Annotated in this window: 23 protein-coding genes; 6 read left to right on the top strand and 17 right to left on the bottom strand. The window is 37.3% G+C overall.

Annotation, left to right across the window (positions count from 1 at the left end; translation table 11 throughout):
• Nucleotides 1-14 precede the first annotated feature (14 nt).
• From QE429_RS18335 to QE429_RS18345, 3 genes are read right to left on the bottom strand one after another with little or no spacing between them, the layout of a single operon-like run.
• Complete coding sequence (locus QE429_RS18335; protein ID WP_307289047.1) at nucleotides 15-1556, bottom strand: acyl-CoA carboxylase subunit beta; 1542 nt, start codon at nucleotides 1554-1556, stop codon at nucleotides 15-17.
• Nucleotides 1557-1574: 18 nt separating this feature from the next.
• Nucleotides 1575-1787, bottom strand: coding sequence for an acetyl-CoA carboxylase biotin carboxyl carrier protein subunit (locus QE429_RS18340; protein WP_307289049.1), 213 nt, complete (start codon nucleotides 1785-1787; stop codon nucleotides 1575-1577).
• Nucleotides 1788-1799: 12 nt separating this feature from the next.
• Complete coding sequence (locus tag QE429_RS18345; RefSeq protein ID WP_307289050.1) at nucleotides 1800-3137, bottom strand: acetyl-CoA carboxylase biotin carboxylase subunit; 1338 nt, start codon at nucleotides 3135-3137, stop codon at nucleotides 1800-1802.
• 241 nt (nucleotides 3138-3378) lie between these two features.
• Between QE429_RS18345 and QE429_RS18350 the strand changes: the two genes are divergently transcribed.
• Nucleotides 3379-3849, top strand: a complete 471-nt coding sequence (locus QE429_RS18350; protein ID WP_307289052.1) for an N-acetyltransferase — start codon at nucleotides 3379-3381, stop codon at nucleotides 3847-3849.
• Between the two features lie 199 nt (nucleotides 3850-4048).
• Here the strand turns inward: QE429_RS18350 and QE429_RS18355 are convergent, their stop codons facing one another.
• The 4 genes from QE429_RS18355 to QE429_RS18370 all read right to left on the bottom strand — a co-directional run bounded on the left by QE429_RS18355 (nucleotide 4049) and on the right by QE429_RS18370 (nucleotide 6445).
• Nucleotides 4049-4678, bottom strand: coding sequence for an RsfA family transcriptional regulator (locus QE429_RS18355; protein ID WP_307289054.1), 630 nt, complete (start codon nucleotides 4676-4678; stop codon nucleotides 4049-4051).
• A gap of 82 nt (nucleotides 4679-4760) precedes the next feature.
• Entirely contained in the window at nucleotides 4761-5522 is a 762-nt protein-coding gene (locus QE429_RS18360) for an enoyl-CoA hydratase/isomerase family protein (protein ID WP_307289056.1), read from the bottom strand.
• Between the two features lie 137 nt (nucleotides 5523-5659).
• On the bottom strand, nucleotides 5660-5833 hold the full coding sequence (rpmF, locus tag QE429_RS18365) for a 50S ribosomal protein L32 (RefSeq protein WP_066318102.1): 174 nt from the start codon (nucleotides 5831-5833) through the stop codon (nucleotides 5660-5662).
• 84 nt (nucleotides 5834-5917) lie between these two features.
• Nucleotides 5918-6445 (bottom strand): YceD family protein, encoded by a 528-nt coding sequence (locus tag QE429_RS18370; RefSeq protein WP_307289058.1) that lies wholly within the window; start codon nucleotides 6443-6445, stop codon nucleotides 5918-5920.
• Nucleotides 6446-6702: 257 nt separating this feature from the next.
• Between QE429_RS18370 and QE429_RS18375 the strand changes: the two genes are divergently transcribed.
• Nucleotides 6703-7917: a nucleotidyltransferase gene (locus QE429_RS18375; protein ID WP_307289060.1), complete on the top strand. Its 1215-nt coding sequence runs from the start codon at nucleotides 6703-6705 to the stop codon at nucleotides 7915-7917.
• Nucleotides 7918-7941: 24 nt separating this feature from the next.
• Here QE429_RS18375 and QE429_RS18380 read toward each other — a convergent pair whose 3' ends face one another.
• Together QE429_RS18380 and QE429_RS18385 are read right to left on the bottom strand one after the other, a co-directional pair.
• Complete coding sequence (locus QE429_RS18380; protein ID WP_307289061.1) at nucleotides 7942-8961, bottom strand: SepM family pheromone-processing serine protease; 1020 nt, start codon at nucleotides 8959-8961, stop codon at nucleotides 7942-7944.
• Nucleotides 8962-8964: 3 nt separating this feature from the next.
• A complete protein-coding gene (locus QE429_RS18385; protein WP_307289063.1) occupies nucleotides 8965-9750 on the bottom strand; it encodes a patatin-like phospholipase family protein in 786 nt (261 codons plus the stop codon).
• Nucleotides 9751-9962: 212 nt separating this feature from the next.
• Between QE429_RS18385 and ylbJ the strand changes: the two genes are divergently transcribed.
• A complete protein-coding gene (ylbJ, locus tag QE429_RS18390) occupies nucleotides 9963-11183 on the top strand; it encodes a sporulation integral membrane protein YlbJ (RefSeq protein ID WP_307289065.1) in 1221 nt (406 codons plus the stop codon).
• 8 nt (nucleotides 11184-11191) lie between these two features.
• Here ylbJ and coaD read toward each other — a convergent pair whose 3' ends face one another.
• Both coaD and rsmD read right to left on the bottom strand, forming a co-directional pair.
• On the bottom strand, nucleotides 11192-11689 hold the full coding sequence (coaD, locus tag QE429_RS18395) for a pantetheine-phosphate adenylyltransferase (RefSeq protein WP_307289067.1): 498 nt from the start codon (nucleotides 11687-11689) through the stop codon (nucleotides 11192-11194).
• An 11-nt stretch (nucleotides 11690-11700) separates the two neighbouring features.
• Nucleotides 11701-12261, bottom strand: coding sequence for a 16S rRNA (guanine(966)-N(2))-methyltransferase RsmD (gene rsmD, locus QE429_RS18400; protein WP_307289068.1), 561 nt, complete (start codon nucleotides 12259-12261; stop codon nucleotides 11701-11703).
• Between the two features lie 393 nt (nucleotides 12262-12654).
• On the opposite strand from rsmD, the gene QE429_RS18405 reads away from it, so the two are divergent.
• Complete coding sequence (locus QE429_RS18405) at nucleotides 12655-13044, top strand: DUF7147 family protein (RefSeq protein ID WP_307289069.1); 390 nt, start codon at nucleotides 12655-12657, stop codon at nucleotides 13042-13044.
• A 29-nt stretch (nucleotides 13045-13073) separates the two neighbouring features.
• Here the strand turns inward: QE429_RS18405 and QE429_RS18410 are convergent, their stop codons facing one another.
• The 5 genes from QE429_RS18410 to QE429_RS18430 form a co-directional block, all read right to left on the bottom strand.
• Nucleotides 13074-13349: a YlbG family protein gene (locus tag QE429_RS18410; protein ID WP_149869483.1), complete on the bottom strand. Its 276-nt coding sequence runs from the start codon at nucleotides 13347-13349 to the stop codon at nucleotides 13074-13076.
• Nucleotides 13350-13439: 90 nt separating this feature from the next.
• Complete coding sequence (locus QE429_RS18415; RefSeq protein WP_307289073.1) at nucleotides 13440-13877, bottom strand: YlbF/YmcA family competence regulator; 438 nt, start codon at nucleotides 13875-13877, stop codon at nucleotides 13440-13442.
• Nucleotides 13878-13934: 57 nt separating this feature from the next.
• On the bottom strand, nucleotides 13935-14294 hold the full coding sequence (locus tag QE429_RS18420; protein ID WP_307289075.1) for a hypothetical protein: 360 nt from the start codon (nucleotides 14292-14294) through the stop codon (nucleotides 13935-13937).
• A gap of 105 nt (nucleotides 14295-14399) precedes the next feature.
• Entirely contained in the window at nucleotides 14400-14639 is a 240-nt protein-coding gene (locus QE429_RS18425; protein ID WP_307289077.1) for a YlbE-like family protein, read from the bottom strand.
• A gap of 17 nt (nucleotides 14640-14656) precedes the next feature.
• Nucleotides 14657-15067 (bottom strand): YlbD family protein, encoded by a 411-nt coding sequence (locus QE429_RS18430; RefSeq protein ID WP_307289079.1) that lies wholly within the window; start codon nucleotides 15065-15067, stop codon nucleotides 14657-14659.
• 400 nt (nucleotides 15068-15467) lie between these two features.
• Here QE429_RS18430 and QE429_RS18435 point away from each other — a divergent pair, with 400 nt between their 5' ends.
• A complete protein-coding gene (locus tag QE429_RS18435; protein ID WP_307289080.1) occupies nucleotides 15468-15950 on the top strand; it encodes a PaaI family thioesterase in 483 nt (160 codons plus the stop codon).
• Nucleotides 15951-15971: 21 nt separating this feature from the next.
• Entirely contained in the window at nucleotides 15972-16340 is a 369-nt protein-coding gene (locus QE429_RS18440; RefSeq protein ID WP_307289081.1) for a hypothetical protein, read from the top strand.
• 24 nt (nucleotides 16341-16364) lie between these two features.
• Here QE429_RS18440 and QE429_RS18445 read toward each other — a convergent pair whose 3' ends face one another.
• The gene (locus tag QE429_RS18445; RefSeq protein ID WP_307289083.1) at nucleotides 16365-17234 is read right to left on the bottom strand and encodes a CAP domain-containing protein; all 870 of its coding nucleotides are present in this window, start codon (nucleotides 17232-17234) and stop codon (nucleotides 16365-16367) included.
• Between the last annotated feature and the right edge of the window lie 292 nt (nucleotides 17235-17526).

The raw sequence follows: 17526 nt of genomic DNA on the forward strand, positions 1-17526 counted from the left end.
CAAGGGATTTGGAATTATACTGGATATACTGGATGTTTTCGAACACTGAAATTTAATTCTTTTGACTGATAATATTCAAAGCGCTGGATAAGTACATTCCTTAATTCAGAAGGTGCCACGATCTCATCAACAATCAATTCTGAAGCCAGCTTGTAAATATCAATGTGCTCTTTATATTCTTTGTGTTTTTCCTGAACGAACTTAATTTTTTCCTTTGGATCCTCAATTTCATTAATTTTGTTTGAATATACTGCATTAACTGCTGCTTCAGGGCCCATTACTGCAATTTGAGCAGTTGGAAGAGCGATACAGCAATCAGGTTCAAATGCAGGACCAGCCATAGCATAAAGCCCGGCACCATATGCTTTTCTTACGATAACAGAAATTTTTGGTACAGTCGCCGAACTCATCGCAGCAATCAATTTAGCTCCGTGACGAATAATACCTGCCCGTTCTACTTTTGTACCAATCATGAATCCAGGAACATCTGCTAAGAATAATAATGGAATATGGAAGGCATCACAAAGCTGAATAAATTTAGCAGCCTTATCAGCAGAGTCGACAAATAAAACGCCGCCTTTTACTTTCGGTTGGTTCGCAATAATTCCAATTGCTCTTCCATTAATTCTCGCTAACCCTGTGATTAATTCCGGAGCAAATAATTTCTTCACTTCATAAAAACTACCTTGGTCAATTAATTGATCAATGCATTCATACATATCAAAAGGAGCATTTTGATTTTCAGGGATAATAGCTTCTAATTCCCGACCTTCTTTAGGCGCGACTCCATTTACCAGCATTGTTTTTTCTTTAAAGCTGGAAGGAAAATAGCTAATGTATTTTTTAGCTGATTCAATCGCCTCTTCCTCACTATATGCTAAAACATCACCACAGCCGCTAACTGAGCAATGCATTCTGGCACCGCCCATTTCCTCAAGCGTTACTTTTTCTCCAATTACCTTTTCGGCCATGCGCGGTGATCCCAAATACATAGATGCGTTTTGGTCAACCATGATTACGATATCACAAAAAGCCGGGATATACGCTCCTCCAGCAGCCGAGGGACCAAACAAGATACATACCTGTGGAATCATACCGGAAAGCTTTACCTGATTATAGAATATTTTCCCTGCTCCTCTACGGTTTGGAAACATCTCTAACTGATCCGTAATTCTTGCACCCGCGGAATCAACAAGATAGAATAATGGCACTTTCAGTTTTTCCGCAACCTCTTGAATACGAATAATCTTTTCTACTGTTCTGGCTCCCCAAGAACCTGCTTTAATCGTAGAGTCATTAGCCATAACGCAAACAGTTTGACCATTAATTTTACCAATTGCTGTAACCACACCGTCTGCCGGTAGATCAACCGCTTTAAAATTGGCAAACTTCCCGTCTTCCTCGTATTTCCCCTCATCAAATAACAATGCCAGTCGGTCGCGCACAAACATCTTATTCTGCGATTTTAATTTTTCATGATATTTTGGTTGGCCGCCGGCCTCTATTTGTTTTCTATTAGCATGTAATTGATCATTTAACATATTAGTGGTCGCCATTCTACTCCTCCTCTCTTGTTATTCTAATACGATCAGAACATCGCCTTCATTTACGAAGTCACCGATATTTACCTTCACATTTAACACGACACCCTCCGTACTGCTTTCGATCGGAATCTCCATTTTCATCGACTCAAGCATTAATACCTCTTGGCCAACATTAACCTGATCACCATTTGCTACAAAAATATTTAAGACAGTACCTGCCATAGTTGCTGTAATTTCTTTCATGTCTCTCTCTCCTTATTTCACTAATTTTTTTGTAAGAAAGCTAGTTGTGTACAATCCTTTTTGGAAATCACTATCGGCTAGAATGGATAAAAACAGGGGCACGTTTGTTTTTATTCCTTCAATTTCTACATCCTTAAAGAATTTTTCTGCCGTCAATATAGCCTCTTCCCTTGTCTGACCATACACAATACATTTAGCAACCATTGGGTCATAGAACGGCGTTACCGTTCCACCCTCCTCATAGCCAGAATCAATTCGGACTCCTTTTGTTTTGTTCATTTTTAATGAACTAATTTTTCCTGGTGACGGTAGAAAACGTACAGGGTCCTCCGCATATAAGCGGAATTCTATAGCGCTTCCTTTTGAGTTTATTTCAGATTGCAGCAAAGGCAATTTCTCACCACGCGCTACAAGGATTTGCCATTTTACTAAATCTAGCCCGGTAATCATTTCTGTTACTGGATGTTCGACCTGGAGACGGGTATTCATTTCTAAAAAGTAAAAGTTACCATCTTCGTCCACGATGAACTCAATAGTTCCTGCGTTAATATAATCAACTGCGTGAGCAGCCTTAACTGCAGTCTCATACATCTTCTTCCTAACCGTCTCAGTTAGAAAAGGAGATGGAGATTCTTCAACTACTTTCTGATGCCTTCTTTGAATAGAACAATCCCTTTCAAACAAATGCACGATGTTTCCTGCATCATCTCCAAATACTTGTATTTCGACATGTCTGGCATCAGCTATATATTTCTCAATAAAAACTTCATCTGAACCAAAATAAGCCATGGCACGAGTTTTAGTGGAATCGTAGGACTTAATGAGCGCTTGCTCATTTTCACAAAGCACCATACCTATTCCTCCCCCACCACTACTCGCTTTAAGCATGATAGGATACCCGATTTCTTCCGCTAGACTGCAAGCTTCTTCAATTGACTTTAGTCCATACCCGCTTCCAGGTACAACTGGCACGCCTGCCTTTTCCATCGTTTGTCGCGAAACAATTTTATCACCCATTAATTCAATTGTTTCTGGCTTAGGTCCAATAAATATAATTCCTTCTTCGATCGCCCGTTTTGCAAAAGCTGCATTTTCTGATAAGAATCCATAACCCGGGTGGATGGCATCCACATTTTCGCTTTTGGCTATTTCTAAGATTTTTTCTGCTTGTAAATAAGATTTATTTACTGGAGGTTCCCCTACATTTACAGCCTTAGTGGCTACTTTAACAAAAGGCATATCCTTATCAGCATCTGAATAAATTGCAATTGTTTCAATCCCCATCTCCTGACAGGTTCTAATGATCCGGAGAGCAATTTCTCCCCTATTGGCAATTAAAATTTTTTGCACATTTTTTCCCCTTTCAAGCCCCTTTTGTTCCATCCATCTTTTATATTTCTACATCATTCTGCGAATTTCCTGCAAATTTTGAAAACGCTTCCTAAACTTATTTGAAGAATTTTTTGTATTTTTGTTATATAATAATATTAACTCATTTCGAATAATGCAAAAATTAATACACCTTCATGTTATTCATGAACAAATGAATATATACAATATTATGAGGATATCATTTCTTAGGAGGTCAACTATGGGCGTAAAAGTGGAGAAACTAAAGGTTAATTTCAAAACACTAGAGGAATTTAAAAAATTCAAAGAATATGGAATTCAGGAATTATCCATGATAGAAGACCTTGAAGCAAATATGGTGGAAGATGATAGTGAATCTCCATTTTACGGTATCTACTTCGGGGACAAATTAGTAGCAAGAATGAGTTTATATCAAATTGACGCCAAATTCGATCGTTATTTTTACCCGCCGCAGAATTATTTAGAATTATGGAAACTTGAAGTATTAGGAGATTATCAAGGTAAAGGCTTTGGTAAAGCACTTGTTGAATTCGCTAAAAGCTTTGGCCTGCCTATTAAGACGAATCCTAGAGTACAATCAAGTGGCTTTTGGGAAAAGATGGGCTTCTCTAAGGTTGAATACGATATGGAACGAGACCGCGGAGAAAATCCATTGGTTTGGTATCCAGAAGGTGTTGAAGCACAACAATAATAGAAAAGCACAAGCGCCTTGTTCAGCCCGACAAGCAAATGTTCTTCTGCAAGAAAAGTCGCTCTTTTACTTTACTTGCAGAAGGTTATTTGACCCGAGGGGCTAGGCGCTGGAGCTAGACAATTCTCGAAGTCGAAATTTATACTTTTTATGTAATATATCAATAAAAAAGCGGACATCATAATGTCCGCTTTTTTATTTATTTTTCAACTCGCTCAAGATTTCCGTTTTTATCCATTTGGAATTTCACCTTTTGCTGTCGATCTTCGTCTTGTAGCACAACCATTTTTCTAGCTCTTTCCATTATTTCAATCAACGAGCGGTAATCCTCTTCAATGGCTTTTAAGTTTTTTGACAGTCTTTCATTCTCTGCAGCTAGATAAAAAGTTTTCTTTTCTAACTCTTTAATCTTTTCAAGTGAATTCTTCCTGTCCTCTTCAAAATTCGCCCAAACTTCCGCTTTTTTGCGAACACCTTCTAAGAAATGAATGACAGCAGGAAATGTTAGGGTGTTCTTTTGTTCACTACCTGTCGACGATGGTGCCAAATCAACATTCACTTTTTCTTGGATTCCTTCTTCTTCCGAGGAGCTTACTGTTTTTTTCAATTCTTTTCTTTGCCTTTTAGCAAGTTCAATGCCTGATTTATATTGTTTTCGAACATATGAGTTCCAACGGAATCCACAAGCAGCCGAAGTACGCGAAAGCTGTTTGCCTACTTCTTCAAACGCCTGCAATTGGGTCCCACCTTCACGGATATGCCGTAACACAACTTCAGCGAGTAATAAGTCTTCGTCCTGGGACCACGCATCTTGTCGAGTGGGTGACATAAGAACATCCCTCCTAGTGTTTTTATAATACATATGCATCTACTAGAAAAGATAGACTTAATCAGAAGTTGTCTTTTAATCTTTATTCATGTTTTTTACTAATAAAATTTATTACATGTTTATGATGTGCATCACTTTCCCATAATACAGCACAGTTTCTTACCTCTTCTTCAATCCTATCTCTCAGCTTAGCCTCTTCCCACTTTCTCACCCACATCATTTTATAAGATTGAAGAACACTTAATTCTTTCGTTAAAAAGTTTTCTAGAAATTGCTCACAAGCTACTTTTCCGTTAGATTCGAAGAGTTCGTCAATAAACCCAGCCTCTTTTAGCTCTTCTGCCGTTTGGATCTCCGCTTCCATTAATAGCTTCATTGCAGCCCTCTGCGAAAGCTTTTCTCCTAGAATGGAACCTCCCCCCCAACCGGTTGTGATTGCTTGTTTCCCCTGAACAAATCCTGCTTTTATTCCTCTTCTAGCTATACGGAAGTCACATGAGATTGCTAGCTCACAACCTCCTCCAATGGCTGTACCGTTTATAAGAGCAATTGTCGGGATAGGTAAGGTCAGTAGTGAATAGAGTGTGTTTGCCATTTTTGAAAGCATAGGATATGCTTCTTCTTTTGTACGAAGTAGATGAAAAACTGACAAATCTCCTCCAGAACAAAAGGCATGATTTCCAATGCCAGTAATGACTAGTGCTTTAATATCAGGTTCTGAAGCTCTTTTTATCGCTTCATTTAAACCATTCATAACTTCATAATTAATCGCGTTTCTCTTTTCAGCTCTCGTAATGGTAAATAATAAATATCCTTTATCATTTTTCTCAATTAAATATGTCAAACTACCACATCCCTTCTGAAAGTTAACCTCTATTACTATTCTAATTCCGATTATAGGCATTATTATGTATGTTTGTCTGCTAAAACGACAAAAGCACAAGAGTATAATTACCCTTGTGCTTTCTATCCTAACGGAAATTAGTCGTTTACAACGTCTTTTCCTTTGTATGTTCCGCAAGCTTTACATACGCGGTGAGCAAGTTTCATTTCACCACAGTTTGGGCAAGCTACCATACCAGGTACGTTTAATTTAAAATGAGTACGACGCTTTCTTTTTGCAGTTTTAGAAGTTCTTCTAAAAGGTACAGCCATTCTTCCCACCTCCTTAAAGAGTATTAAGAAAGTAATGAAGGCCAGGAATGCTGGTTCTTCACTTTGCTTCTTAGTTTTTGCCGATTATGATTCGGAAGAAGAATTGTTTTCGTTAAAAAACTTTGCAAGCCCTGCCAAACGAGGGTCAATCTTTTTAGATTGTTCCTCTTCATGAACAACTTCCCAATCTTTACCGGACTGAGGAGCAGCTTCTTCACTATTGACATCTTCACAAAAGACTTGCATTGGAACCTCAAGTAAAAGAATTTCACGAATGATCGGCATAATATCAATCACATCGCCTTTTACTTGATATGCATCCTCTTCAGTTTCATAAACTGAACCTTGTAAGAGGAAAGTTTCAGTTGTTTCGACATTAATTGGAAGTTTTACATCCACTAAAGTACGAGAACAAGGAAGGATTAAATGACCTTCGATTTTCAAATGGAAAGTCACTTTCGTTGAATCAATATCTCCACGCCCTGAAATATGCATAGGAGATACCTCTCGGATAGTAGAATCAACTTCTTTTATCTCATCCACCCGAATCGTTTCATCAATCGGAAAATCCTTGTTTCGATATTTTTGTAATTGACTTAATGTCCATTTCAATTGAATCACCCCAAGGCAACAAAGGTAATTATAGCCTTCGATAATATTTTTGTCAATGTTTTTTCTTTACACCCCGTCAGGTGAATGATAATGAATGCAAATTGTCTACATAAGCTATCTATACTAGTTTATCCAGTTGTCCTTTTTGCAAACATCTTTATCATCTTATCATATTATCTGATTGGTTTCCTTACAATTTTGCTATAATGATAATAATTATTAGAAAACGTTAAATCTTTTTAGTAAGGAGAGAGTAAATGAAAGCTGTTGGCTTAATTGTTGAATATAATCCTTTCCATAATGGCCATGCCTATCATTTAAGTGCTTCAAAGGAAGCGGCACAGGCAGATGTTGTCATTGCAGTGATGAGTGGAAATTTTTTGCAGAGAGGGGAACCTGCACTATTGTCCAAATGGTATCGGACAAAAATGGCATTACTGAACGGGGTAGACATCGTTTTTGAACTCCCCTACCGCTTTGCTACACAGAAAGCAGAAATTTTTGCAAACGGGGCAATATCTATTCTAGAAGCAGCCAGATGTGAATCCATTTGCTTTGGAAGTGAGAGTGGTGACATTTCTTCCTTTCTTCACACCATCGAATACATAAAAGAAGAAGAAAAGAATCTTGATGACGGAATAAAATTTTTTATGGATACAGGTGTTAGTTATCCAAAAGCAACAGCACTTGCATTTAAACAATTACAAAGTTCAAATAACTACCTGGATCTAGCAAAGCCCAATAACATTTTAGGTCTTGAATACATTAAAGCAATCCAACGACAACACAGTTTAATCAATCCAATGACTGTGACACGTAAAAATGCCAATTACCATGATGAACATTTCACATCAGAAACAATTGCTAGTGCAACAAGTATAAGAAAAGCTATTTTTTCTCCAAAGGCTGAAGGTCAAGGAATTGATCAATATGTACCTGCGGCAACAAAGCAGTTATTAGAGGAATATTTCCATCATTTCCAGTTGTTTCATCAATGGGAAAATTACTGGAGTTATTTACAATTCCGACTAATTCATAGCAGTACCGAGGATCTTAAGGAGATCTACGAAATGGAGGAAGGCCTTGAAAATAGGTTACAGGCTGCTGCTATCCAATCAGAGAGCTTTCAGCAATTTATGGAGAGGATCAAAACAAAGAGATACACATGGACAAGACTTCAAAGGCTTTGCGTTCATATCTTAACAAATACAAAAAAAGTAGAAATGAACAGTAACTTAGAAAAAGCAACCTATTTAAGACTTTTAGGGATGACAGCTAACGGAAGAGAATACTTAAATAAAACAAAAAAGGATTTTACTTTACCTCTTGTATCAAAGCTCTCTAGCTTTAAGGAAAATATGATAGACCTTGACGTTAAAGCAGCGCGTGTTTACGCTCTAGGTGTCCCCAATCATTTAAAGGATGAAATGTTCAAACAAGAGTTTAGTCAACCACCAATATATATAAAATAAAAGATGATGCAGCAGCACCATCTTTTATTTTTGTTTTAATTGTTTCAAGTAAGTTACTGCATCATCAAATGTATCAATCGGGATGATTTTCATTTTTGTGTTAATATCACGAGCTGTTTTAACTGCTGCACGATAGTTAGAATTTTTCACCCCATTTTCATTCGGTGCTAAAAAGATTTCCGCCCCCGCCTTATCTGCTGCGACAATTTTTTGTTCAATTCCGCCAATAGGGCCCACGATCCCGTCCTCACTTATAGTACCTGTACCAGCTATCTGATAGCCTTTCGTCAAATCTTCCTCTGTTAACTGATTATAAATTTCTAATGAGAACATGAGTCCTGCCGATGGTCCGCCAATTTCATCTGTTTTAACTTTCACCTTCGGGTCAACATGAATTTCCTTATCATCTACCAATGATATACCTATACCAACCTTACTAGGATCATCTTTAAATTGTTTTACATTTAATGTTACTGTATTCGCTACTTTATTTCTTGAGAAAGTTAATGTCACCTGATCTCCAGCTTTTTTAGTGCCTACGTACTCAATGAATTTTTCTGAAGAAGGAAATTCATGCCCATCTACTTTAAATATACGATCACCAGCTTTGATTTTTCCTTCCGCTGGCATCCCAGGAATCACTTGGACAACATAGATTCCTTTATATTTATAATGGACAGGCACTCCTGCTTTGTGGTAAGCAACTTCAATTGCATTAAGTTTTGACTCTGCCATTAAGTGTAATTGTCTAACATTGTATTCCTCTTCGGTTTCTTTTTTATATAAAACCATATCAAGCGGATACAATTCCTCATATTTCATGAGCTTTGCTTCTAAGTAGGAATAGATATTTGCTCTTCCCATTCTAACAGTGGTAAGCATGAAATTTCCTTCATCTTTATATCCATCTTCTACTGATATGATTGGTCCAAGTTCTTTAGCCATGCCTGGTTTGGATACATAGTATGGTAAAGAATAATACATACCAAAGATAAGAAGCAGTGTAAATAAAAGTACAGACCCAATATATATTTTTTTACGCATTACCTATTGTTTCCCCTTCCACTGTTCAATGACAGTTTCAATTTGCTTTATATACCCCTTCGCTACTTCTTCACCGATATTGATAATTTCTTCAATATTAGTAAACGCTCGTGAACTATAGTTTTCTACAGGGGGACGAATCATGACATCCGCTGTAATCTCTCTGTTTCTGACTATTTCTGATTGCATGATATCTATGCTTTGCATAATAACGTCATATATAGAAGAAATTTCAGCATTCCGTTTTACTCTCGAAACATCTACGGCAATGACAATATCTGCGCCCATTTCCCTAGCAACAGATACCGGAACACGGTCACTGACACCACCGTCAACGAGAATTCTTCCATCATACTTTTCTGGAACAAAAATCCCTGGAATAGAGATACTTGCACGTACAGCATCTGCAACAGGTCCCTTTTTAAAAACAATTTTTTCCCCCGTTAATAAGTCAGTGGCTACAATTCCTATCGGTATATTTAAATCTTCTATATTTTTTCCATGGGTAAAAACCTTAATAAACTCCTTTACTTTTTTTCCAGAGATAAAACCCATTTTTGGCACGGTGAAATCCAAAAAATATTTTCTTTTAAAGGCGGTTGATAATTTGTAGAGGCGTTCCATTTCAATACCTGCCCCATAAAAGCTGCCTACAAGTGCTCCCATGCTGCTCCCTGCTATTAAATGAATAGGAATTCCAGCATCCTTAAATGCCTTTATGACACCTAAATGAGCAAACCCACGCGCACCGCCTGAACCAAGTGCCAAACCTATTTTAGGGTGCTCCATAATTTAGCTACCTCCCACATATAGATGACAATACCTTAGATACTAAAAGACAAATCTCGTTCAATCTTATGGTCTAATTTCGCTTTGTATGAGTATATTTGAGTTATATGAGGACAAGGGTTCATGGATTATTAGGAATAATCTCTATTTTAGCATTGAAACCATAATTTTGCACAATGTTACCAATTCCCTCGGAAGGAGGTCACTTTATATTGTTTCGTTCAAAACTTAAGACACTATTCCTCTCTTTATCGGTCACCATCTTAGCAGTATCATTGATTTCTTACCCCCAAGAGTCCTTTGACGCTTCGATACGAGGCCTGAATATGTGGTGGGAGATAGTATTTCCTTCCCTGCTGCCTTTTTTTATTGTTTCTGAAATGTTAATAGGGTTTGGAGTTGTGAAATTCATTGGTGTTCTTTTAGAGCCCCTTATGAGGCCGCTATTCAAGGTTCCGGGAGTGGGAGGATTTGTTTGGGCTATGGGAATGGCCTCCGGATTTCCTGCCGGGGCAAAATTTACTGCAAGATTACGCCAAGAAGGGCACTTAACCCAAATTGAAGCAGAGAGGCTCGTATCCTTTACCAATTCCTCAAACCCACTATTTATATTTGGTGCGGTATCAGTCGGATTTTTCTATAATCCTCACTTAGGAGTCTTATTGGCACTTGCTCACTATTTAGGGAATATTTGTGTTGGACTCATTATGCGTTTTTATGGAAAGGAAACTCCTGAGGCAACAAATGAGAAACGAAAAAGATTCAAGGTTAGATCCGCCCTTTCCGCTTTGCACCAGACCAGATTAAAGGATAACCGGCCGATAGGTAAGCTGCTTGGTGATGCCGTAAATTCCTCTATTCAAACCTTATTAATGGTCGGCGGTTTTATCATTTTATTTTCGGTCATTAACAAGCTGCTCTATCACTTACATATTACAGCTGCGCTGGCAAGAGCTGTTGAAGGACTACTCTCTTCCATTTCCTTTCCGGAAATGCTGAGCATCCCTTTTATTTCAGGTTTATTTGAAATTACCTTAGGTAGTCAGTTGACAAGCCAGGTACAGGACGCCACCCTCTTACAAAAAGCAATGATGACCAGCTTTATCCTCGCTTTTAGTGGATTTAGTGTGCAAGCCCAAGTTGCGAGTATTTTAGCCCAGACAGATATTAGATTTAAGCCCTTTTTTATAGCAAGGATTCTCCAAGGAATCTTTGCGAGTATTTTTGCATTCGTATTATGGAAACCCATCTATGTACGTTTTAATAGTAATGAGCAGCCCTCAAATGCTTTACCCGTAAGTTTTTTTGGTGAAAACTCTTTGACTCACGACTTCTATCATAAAATGATGGAAGTAGGCCCGCTTATAACCATACTTTCACTTTTAGTTTATGTACTAATCTTGTTTAGCAGATTAAGAAAGCAAAAAAGCTAGGTAATCACCTAGCTTTCCTTTGTTTCAGTATTAAATTTCTTATGTAATTCTCTTTCAACAATTGGCGGAACCAGTTCTGAGATATTTCCATTGTATTTTGCTACTTCTTTTACAATACTAGAACTTAAGAATGAATACTGATTGTTGGTCATAATGAAAAAAGTTTCAATATCTTCATTTAACACTCTATTCATTGAGGTAATTTGCATTTCATACTCAAAGTCAGAGACTGCACGTAACCCACGCAATATGGCATTTGCGTTAACACTTTTTGCATAGTCCACTAGGAGCCCAGCAAATTCATCGACTTTTACATTTGGCATATCCTTTGTTACTTCGTTGATTAAATTAATTCTCTCTTCCACCGTAAAAAGTGGATTTTTAGCTGAATTATTTAGCACAACAACATATACCATATCGAAAACCTTGGCCCCTCTTCGGATAATATCCAAATGACCATATGTTATTGGATCAAAACTCCCTGGACAAACAGCTATACTTGCCAAAATGACTCCCCCTATTCCTCACTGTTTCGCGAATAAATCGTCACAGCAATCATCCCATATTTTTCATGCTTCATTTGTGTTAAACGACCTACTGAGTGAGGCAATTCTACATCAAAACTGTGTTCACAAACAATAATGCCATTCTTCTTTATTAGTTCTTGCTGATCCATTTTTTCCATTAGACTAACCAATTGCTGTTTTTTATAGGGAGGGTCTAAAAATATGTAATCAAAGGTAATCTCCCGTTTAATCAAAGCTTTTAAAGCTCGTTCTGCATCATTGCGATAAATCTCTGTTTGATCTTCAAACTTACATGCCTTAATATTTTCATTTATCACTTGGATAGCCTTTGGCTCACGGTCGATAAAAATAACCTTCTCTAATCCTCTACTTAAAGCCTCTAAGCCTAATCCTCCACTACCAGCAAACAGGTCTAATCCTATGCCGCCATCAAAATAAGGTCCGATCATATTAAATAACGCTTCTTTAACTTTATCGGTTGTAGGTCTGGTTGTATTTCCCGGAACGGCTTTTAAAGGTCTCCCTTTACACTTGCCTGACACGATTCTCACTTACTATCACCACATTTTTCGGAAATAATTTTTCTTAATCCATCCTATCATAATTCATAAAAAGTAGACAATCTGTTACACAAATCTAGTGGATATAAAAGCTAATTAATGTTTCAAATGGAAATTTTTAAAAAAAGACGTATAAGCTGAAAGGTTGTGGAAATAATGTTATTAACAACATCAATTCGAGGATGTTGTTGCCAACCGCGGAGAAGACTTACGTTTCCCCATAAGTTCTTCCTCCGGTTTCTCCTCTCCCTTTGCCTTCTATCCTTTAAGAGGATGTGGAAGGACCCCGCAGATAATTCTGCGGGGTTTTTTTTGTTTATATTTAAATGACTGAAAGAAAATGTTAAAGTATTAATGAATTAAGCATTTAAAGGAGAGTTTTCATTGATACAGCGTTTTATTGAACTCGGAGAAGGATATTCAGATATTTACGAACTCATTGAGATTGCAAAAGCCAATCAACCTCGTCTTCAACATATGATGGCACTTCATACAAAGATAGAAAATAAGGAGCTGACCTCCTTAGTAGTTGTGTTAAAACCAACAGATCCTGGGAAGTTCCAAGCCCTGTATATCTGTCGCGAAGGAATTCCTAACCCAAACTTTACACCAAACAAAAGATTTTCTCTTTTTACTCAAACTGCAGAGGAGCTTGGAAAACAAATCATTGAACTATCGGTGAAACCATCCACCATTTTTAATGAAAAAGAACTGTTTTATCAACATTTAATTGGAATTTTACGATTAAATCATTATATAGCTCCTTTACAATAACAAAAGGTGAGGAACGATTCCTCACCTTTTTAAATGCCCATTTTATAGTCATATTCCTTTGCTTTGTCTGGTGCCGAGTTCTCATACTCCATTCGTAAAAATGGCTTGTATGATGGCTCTACTTTTTTTACAAATGAAAATGAATTTAACTTCTCCATAATCCCTTCGACATCTTCTTGATTACAATATAGCACTACATATTTTAATTTCTTTGATACATAGTGTACATTTCCAAAGCGGCGCAGCATCTTAGCTTGTTTTAAAGAGTAAAGCCAAACGACCAATCCTTGTCTTTGAACAAACATACTTTTTTCCCCTTCAACAAAACCATCATTTTTAAATAAGTCTAGCATATAGAAAAACAAAAAACCAGCTGAAATGAGCTGGTTTTTCCATTATCCACACCCACAGCTGCCCCCACTGCCACAGCCTGCACCGTGATTTGAATCAAAAAATGGATTTCCTGTTGGTACTTTTATATGTTTCGAAACTGCACCACCAATTAACAAGCTGAGCTCATCTAATAGAGCTTGTAAATCATTTTCAGCTAGTTTGAATTCGGCCACTAATGGGTCCAAATCCATTTCTCTTTTTACCTCACGGATTTGTGTCATAACCCGTTTGTAATCAGGATGGTACTTCCCAAAGCGCTGGACTTCTTCATATAGTTCTTTCAATTTAACAAAGCGGTTAATTTTCCGCTGTGTCTCCTTGTTGCTTCTCAATTTATATAAACAAATCTGATATTGTTCAACTACATCGGATTCTAGCACCATTTTTGCTAATGCTTCCGCATTTTCTACTAGTTCTATCCTTTCTAACGTAGCAAGCATACGCCCACCTCCAAGGACATTTTATCATGAATGCTGGGAGAATGCGAAAATTTCCTTTTATTTAGAGACATTTACCATAAATTCCTTAGCCAACCCGTAGGGCTCGTTGTTCAACTTAACGACCTCTAACCTTACATTATGAGACCCTGGTGAAAGTCCTTTAATAATGAATGCTGCGGCTGTTACCTCTTTATTTCGTATACCGTCGATCCAAACTACCAATTTCCCAATTTTCTGGCTTTCCAACGTAGATTGTCGAAAGCTAATCCCTGTTACAATACACTCCACCAAAACATCTTTCCCTTTTGTTTCGTGCTGTACAAATAAGGAAGGAATTTCTTGTGCATTTGAATGAACAGCTAAAACGATACCATTCATGAAAAGTAGAAGAACAATCGATAGTATAATTTTTTTCAAACCCAATCACTCCTTTCTAGTATTGTTCGCTTCCTTTTATTTTTTTAATCCATTTCAAAATACAGCCATAAAAAAAGGCCACATCATTTTTCATGTGGTCCTTAGTTAATTTTGATTCTTCATTGCCTGAAACATTGAATACATCATAGAGGCCATTTGTACACTATTGGAAAATTTTTCTACTTGGTGTGGTATGGTCTTCTTATAATAATGTAGGGAGGCAATTTCAAGCGATTGTAAATCATACGGGTTTCTCGATAGCTTTCGGTACCAGTACGGTTGTTCACGTACAAACTGCTTTAAATCCTTTTGACCTTCTAAATAATCAAGTACCTCTTTTCGCATGCTTTACTTCCCTTCTATTAGTCTTTTCGAAAAGAAAAAGGGTGTTTCGGCCCTTCTGGTGCCTTATTTGAGCCAGTTGGTGCATTGGTATTCCCTCCTTGAAACTGAGAGATAACCCCTTGGATCGCTCCTAGTGCCTGACTTAAATTATTTATATGATTTTGCATTTGGTTAGGGTCCATTTTTTTGACCATCCCCATGATATTGGACATCCAGTCGCCCTTGGATTCATTATCTTCTTTCTGTTCTTCCTTTGCCTCAACACCAATTGATCCCCAACGCTCATCCTCTTCGCCCAATAAGTACCAATCTTCATATAACTCTTGCCACGTGGCTTTTCCATTCCGAACCTCTCTTATGATATTCGGATTGTTTTTAACAAATTCTTTGAATTGCAGTACGGAGGGGTGTAATTTTTTTTGCGTCATTTCTCTCACCTCTGCCCATATATATTGCCAATAATACAATATGTAGAAAAATACGAAATGTGAAATACAAACTAGTGTCAAAATATTTATAAATAAGTATTCAAATGGTAAGATGTCATAAGATAAGGCTGTGTTAAAGGACACTGTTGATTTTTCCACCCTGTTGATTGGAGCGGAAGGCGCGAAGACTCCTCGAAAATGCTATCGCATTTCCTTCGTGCGTGGGCGGATTCAAGATGCAATTCAATGTCCTGTGGGAGTATGGTTCAGGGGGGACCCCGCAGGCGCGTTTCTCCGAGGAGGCTCGCCGAAACACCCACGGAAAGCGAAGCACCTGGCGCGGAAACCAACAGGCAAGTTTAACAGAACCTAAGATAAAGAAAAGAAAGAGGTAAGTAAAATGAAGGAGCAACTACAGCAATTATTAGATTCTTGTATTGAAAATGGCACCGAAACAGATTTACATGCAATAACCCACCTTTTAGAAGGCGTGCAAAAAAAAATTATCAATAAACGCAGCACCTTTATTGATGGCATTCTCCATATGGAAAGAACCTTTGATCATAATTCTTGCGAAATTACAATTCCAATTAATGAGACAGTTAATAATAACCTCAATATATTACATGGTGGAATAACAGCGACAGTACTCGATACTGCAATGGGAAGCTTAGCCAATTATCTTCTCCCAGAAGGATTTGGTGCTGTTACCAATCAGCTTAATATACATTATACAGCACCAGGAACAGGCGACCTCCTGCGATGTAAAGCTGAAATTATTCACCAAGGAAGTAAAACAATGGTGATATCTGGAGAAGCCTTTCGAAGTGATGGAAAAAAAATAGCTTATGCAACAGGAACTTTTTTTATTATTAATAAATAAAAATGGAGGAGGCTGATCTTAATGGTCACCGCCATTGTTATACCAATCATCTGTCTTTACTTTTATTGGCTTACACGGAAAGAAATGAAGGAGCAAGATGAAAAATGGCTTGCGGTCAGTCAGATCCCTCAGGAATCCATGATAGCAGGTGAAATAAAGAGTCTAACTGAAGAAAAACAACGTTTTTATTATCATCGATACATAGTCTTACAAACATTAAAGATTCAAACAGCTACAAAAATAATTACAGCCAAAAAAATGACCCCCATTATCAAAAATGTAAAGATTGATTCCTTTACCACCGGGGAGCAAATTCGCTTGTTCGGTAAATGGGACGGTCCTACCTTTCTATTTAGCCGTTTTGAAGTAGATAAAAAGCAAAAAGGATAACATGGCGTTATCCTTTTTGCTTTTTTATTCTTCTCCTTTTTGAATAAAGTTCTGTGTATAGTACTTTTGGTATACGCCCACTCCAATATGTGAGAATTCTTTATTTAATAAAGATTCCCTATGCCCCTTACTATTTAGCCAGCCTTCAACTACTGCAGGTCCATCCGTGTAATTAGCGGCAATATTTTCGCCGGCTGCTTGATAGACTACCTTTGCAGTTTGTAATCGGTTCTCAAGATCTCCGAATTTCTTGGAAGTATGGGAAAAGTCGTTGTTTTCGAACATATCCTTACTATGCCCATAAGCAACTTCTGCCGTTTGATCATCCCATTTCAATGGTTTTAATTTATGTCTTATTCGCAACACATTGGTTATATCAAAAATTTCCTGTTCTGTTCCAATTTCGATCATTCTCCAAGTCTCATCAGAAAGCTCAGGTTCTTTGACTAATTCCCCACTGTATACAAGTTCATAAGGCCGTTGTTTAATTAAGGTCTCTGCGTCTAAAAAGCGAACGCTTGAAAGATTTCCAGTAAACTTATCTATATACAATTGGACATAAATATCTCCCAATTTTACCATTGGTCGAAGATTTAGATCTGTATCATTAAGTTCAAAACGATACGTACTCCCTTGCCAATTCAAATTAATGTTGGTATCAATATATTGTGTATTAAAAATTTCCTCAACTGGTTGACCTATCTCAAAAGGAGCGACATCAAGGTTTTCTCCTACAGCAAAAATTGTTACTACACGATTATTTGCAACCCCAACCTGTAAGTAATGTTTGGAATCCTGATTATATATGTACCATTGATAGCCATATAATGACTCATCCTTCCGTACTGGTATTCCCCACTCTTTTTCCAGTATAGAAACATCTTGTCCGATCATTAGAGCTAATCCCTCTTTTGGTTTTTCAGACGCCGTCTTTTGATTTGTTTTATAATCCGGGCTTTGTGGGAGTGTCAACTTACTTTCTTGGGTTCGATCTTCCTTTATTAAAACAGTATTATCATTTTTTTCGTTTATACTAACATAAAAACCAATGGTTAAAAATACAACCGAGAGTATCATAATTCTAACGAGCGTACGCAGAGGTTTTCACCCTCTCTATTACTTTTTCTATAATTATATGTATAGATAATATAATTATATCATTTATAGATCGATTAGTAACAGGCAT

Source organism: Bacillus sp. SORGH_AS_0510 (genome assembly GCF_030818775.1).
Classification (GTDB): Bacteria; Bacillota; Bacilli; order Bacillales; family Cytobacillaceae; genus Neobacillus.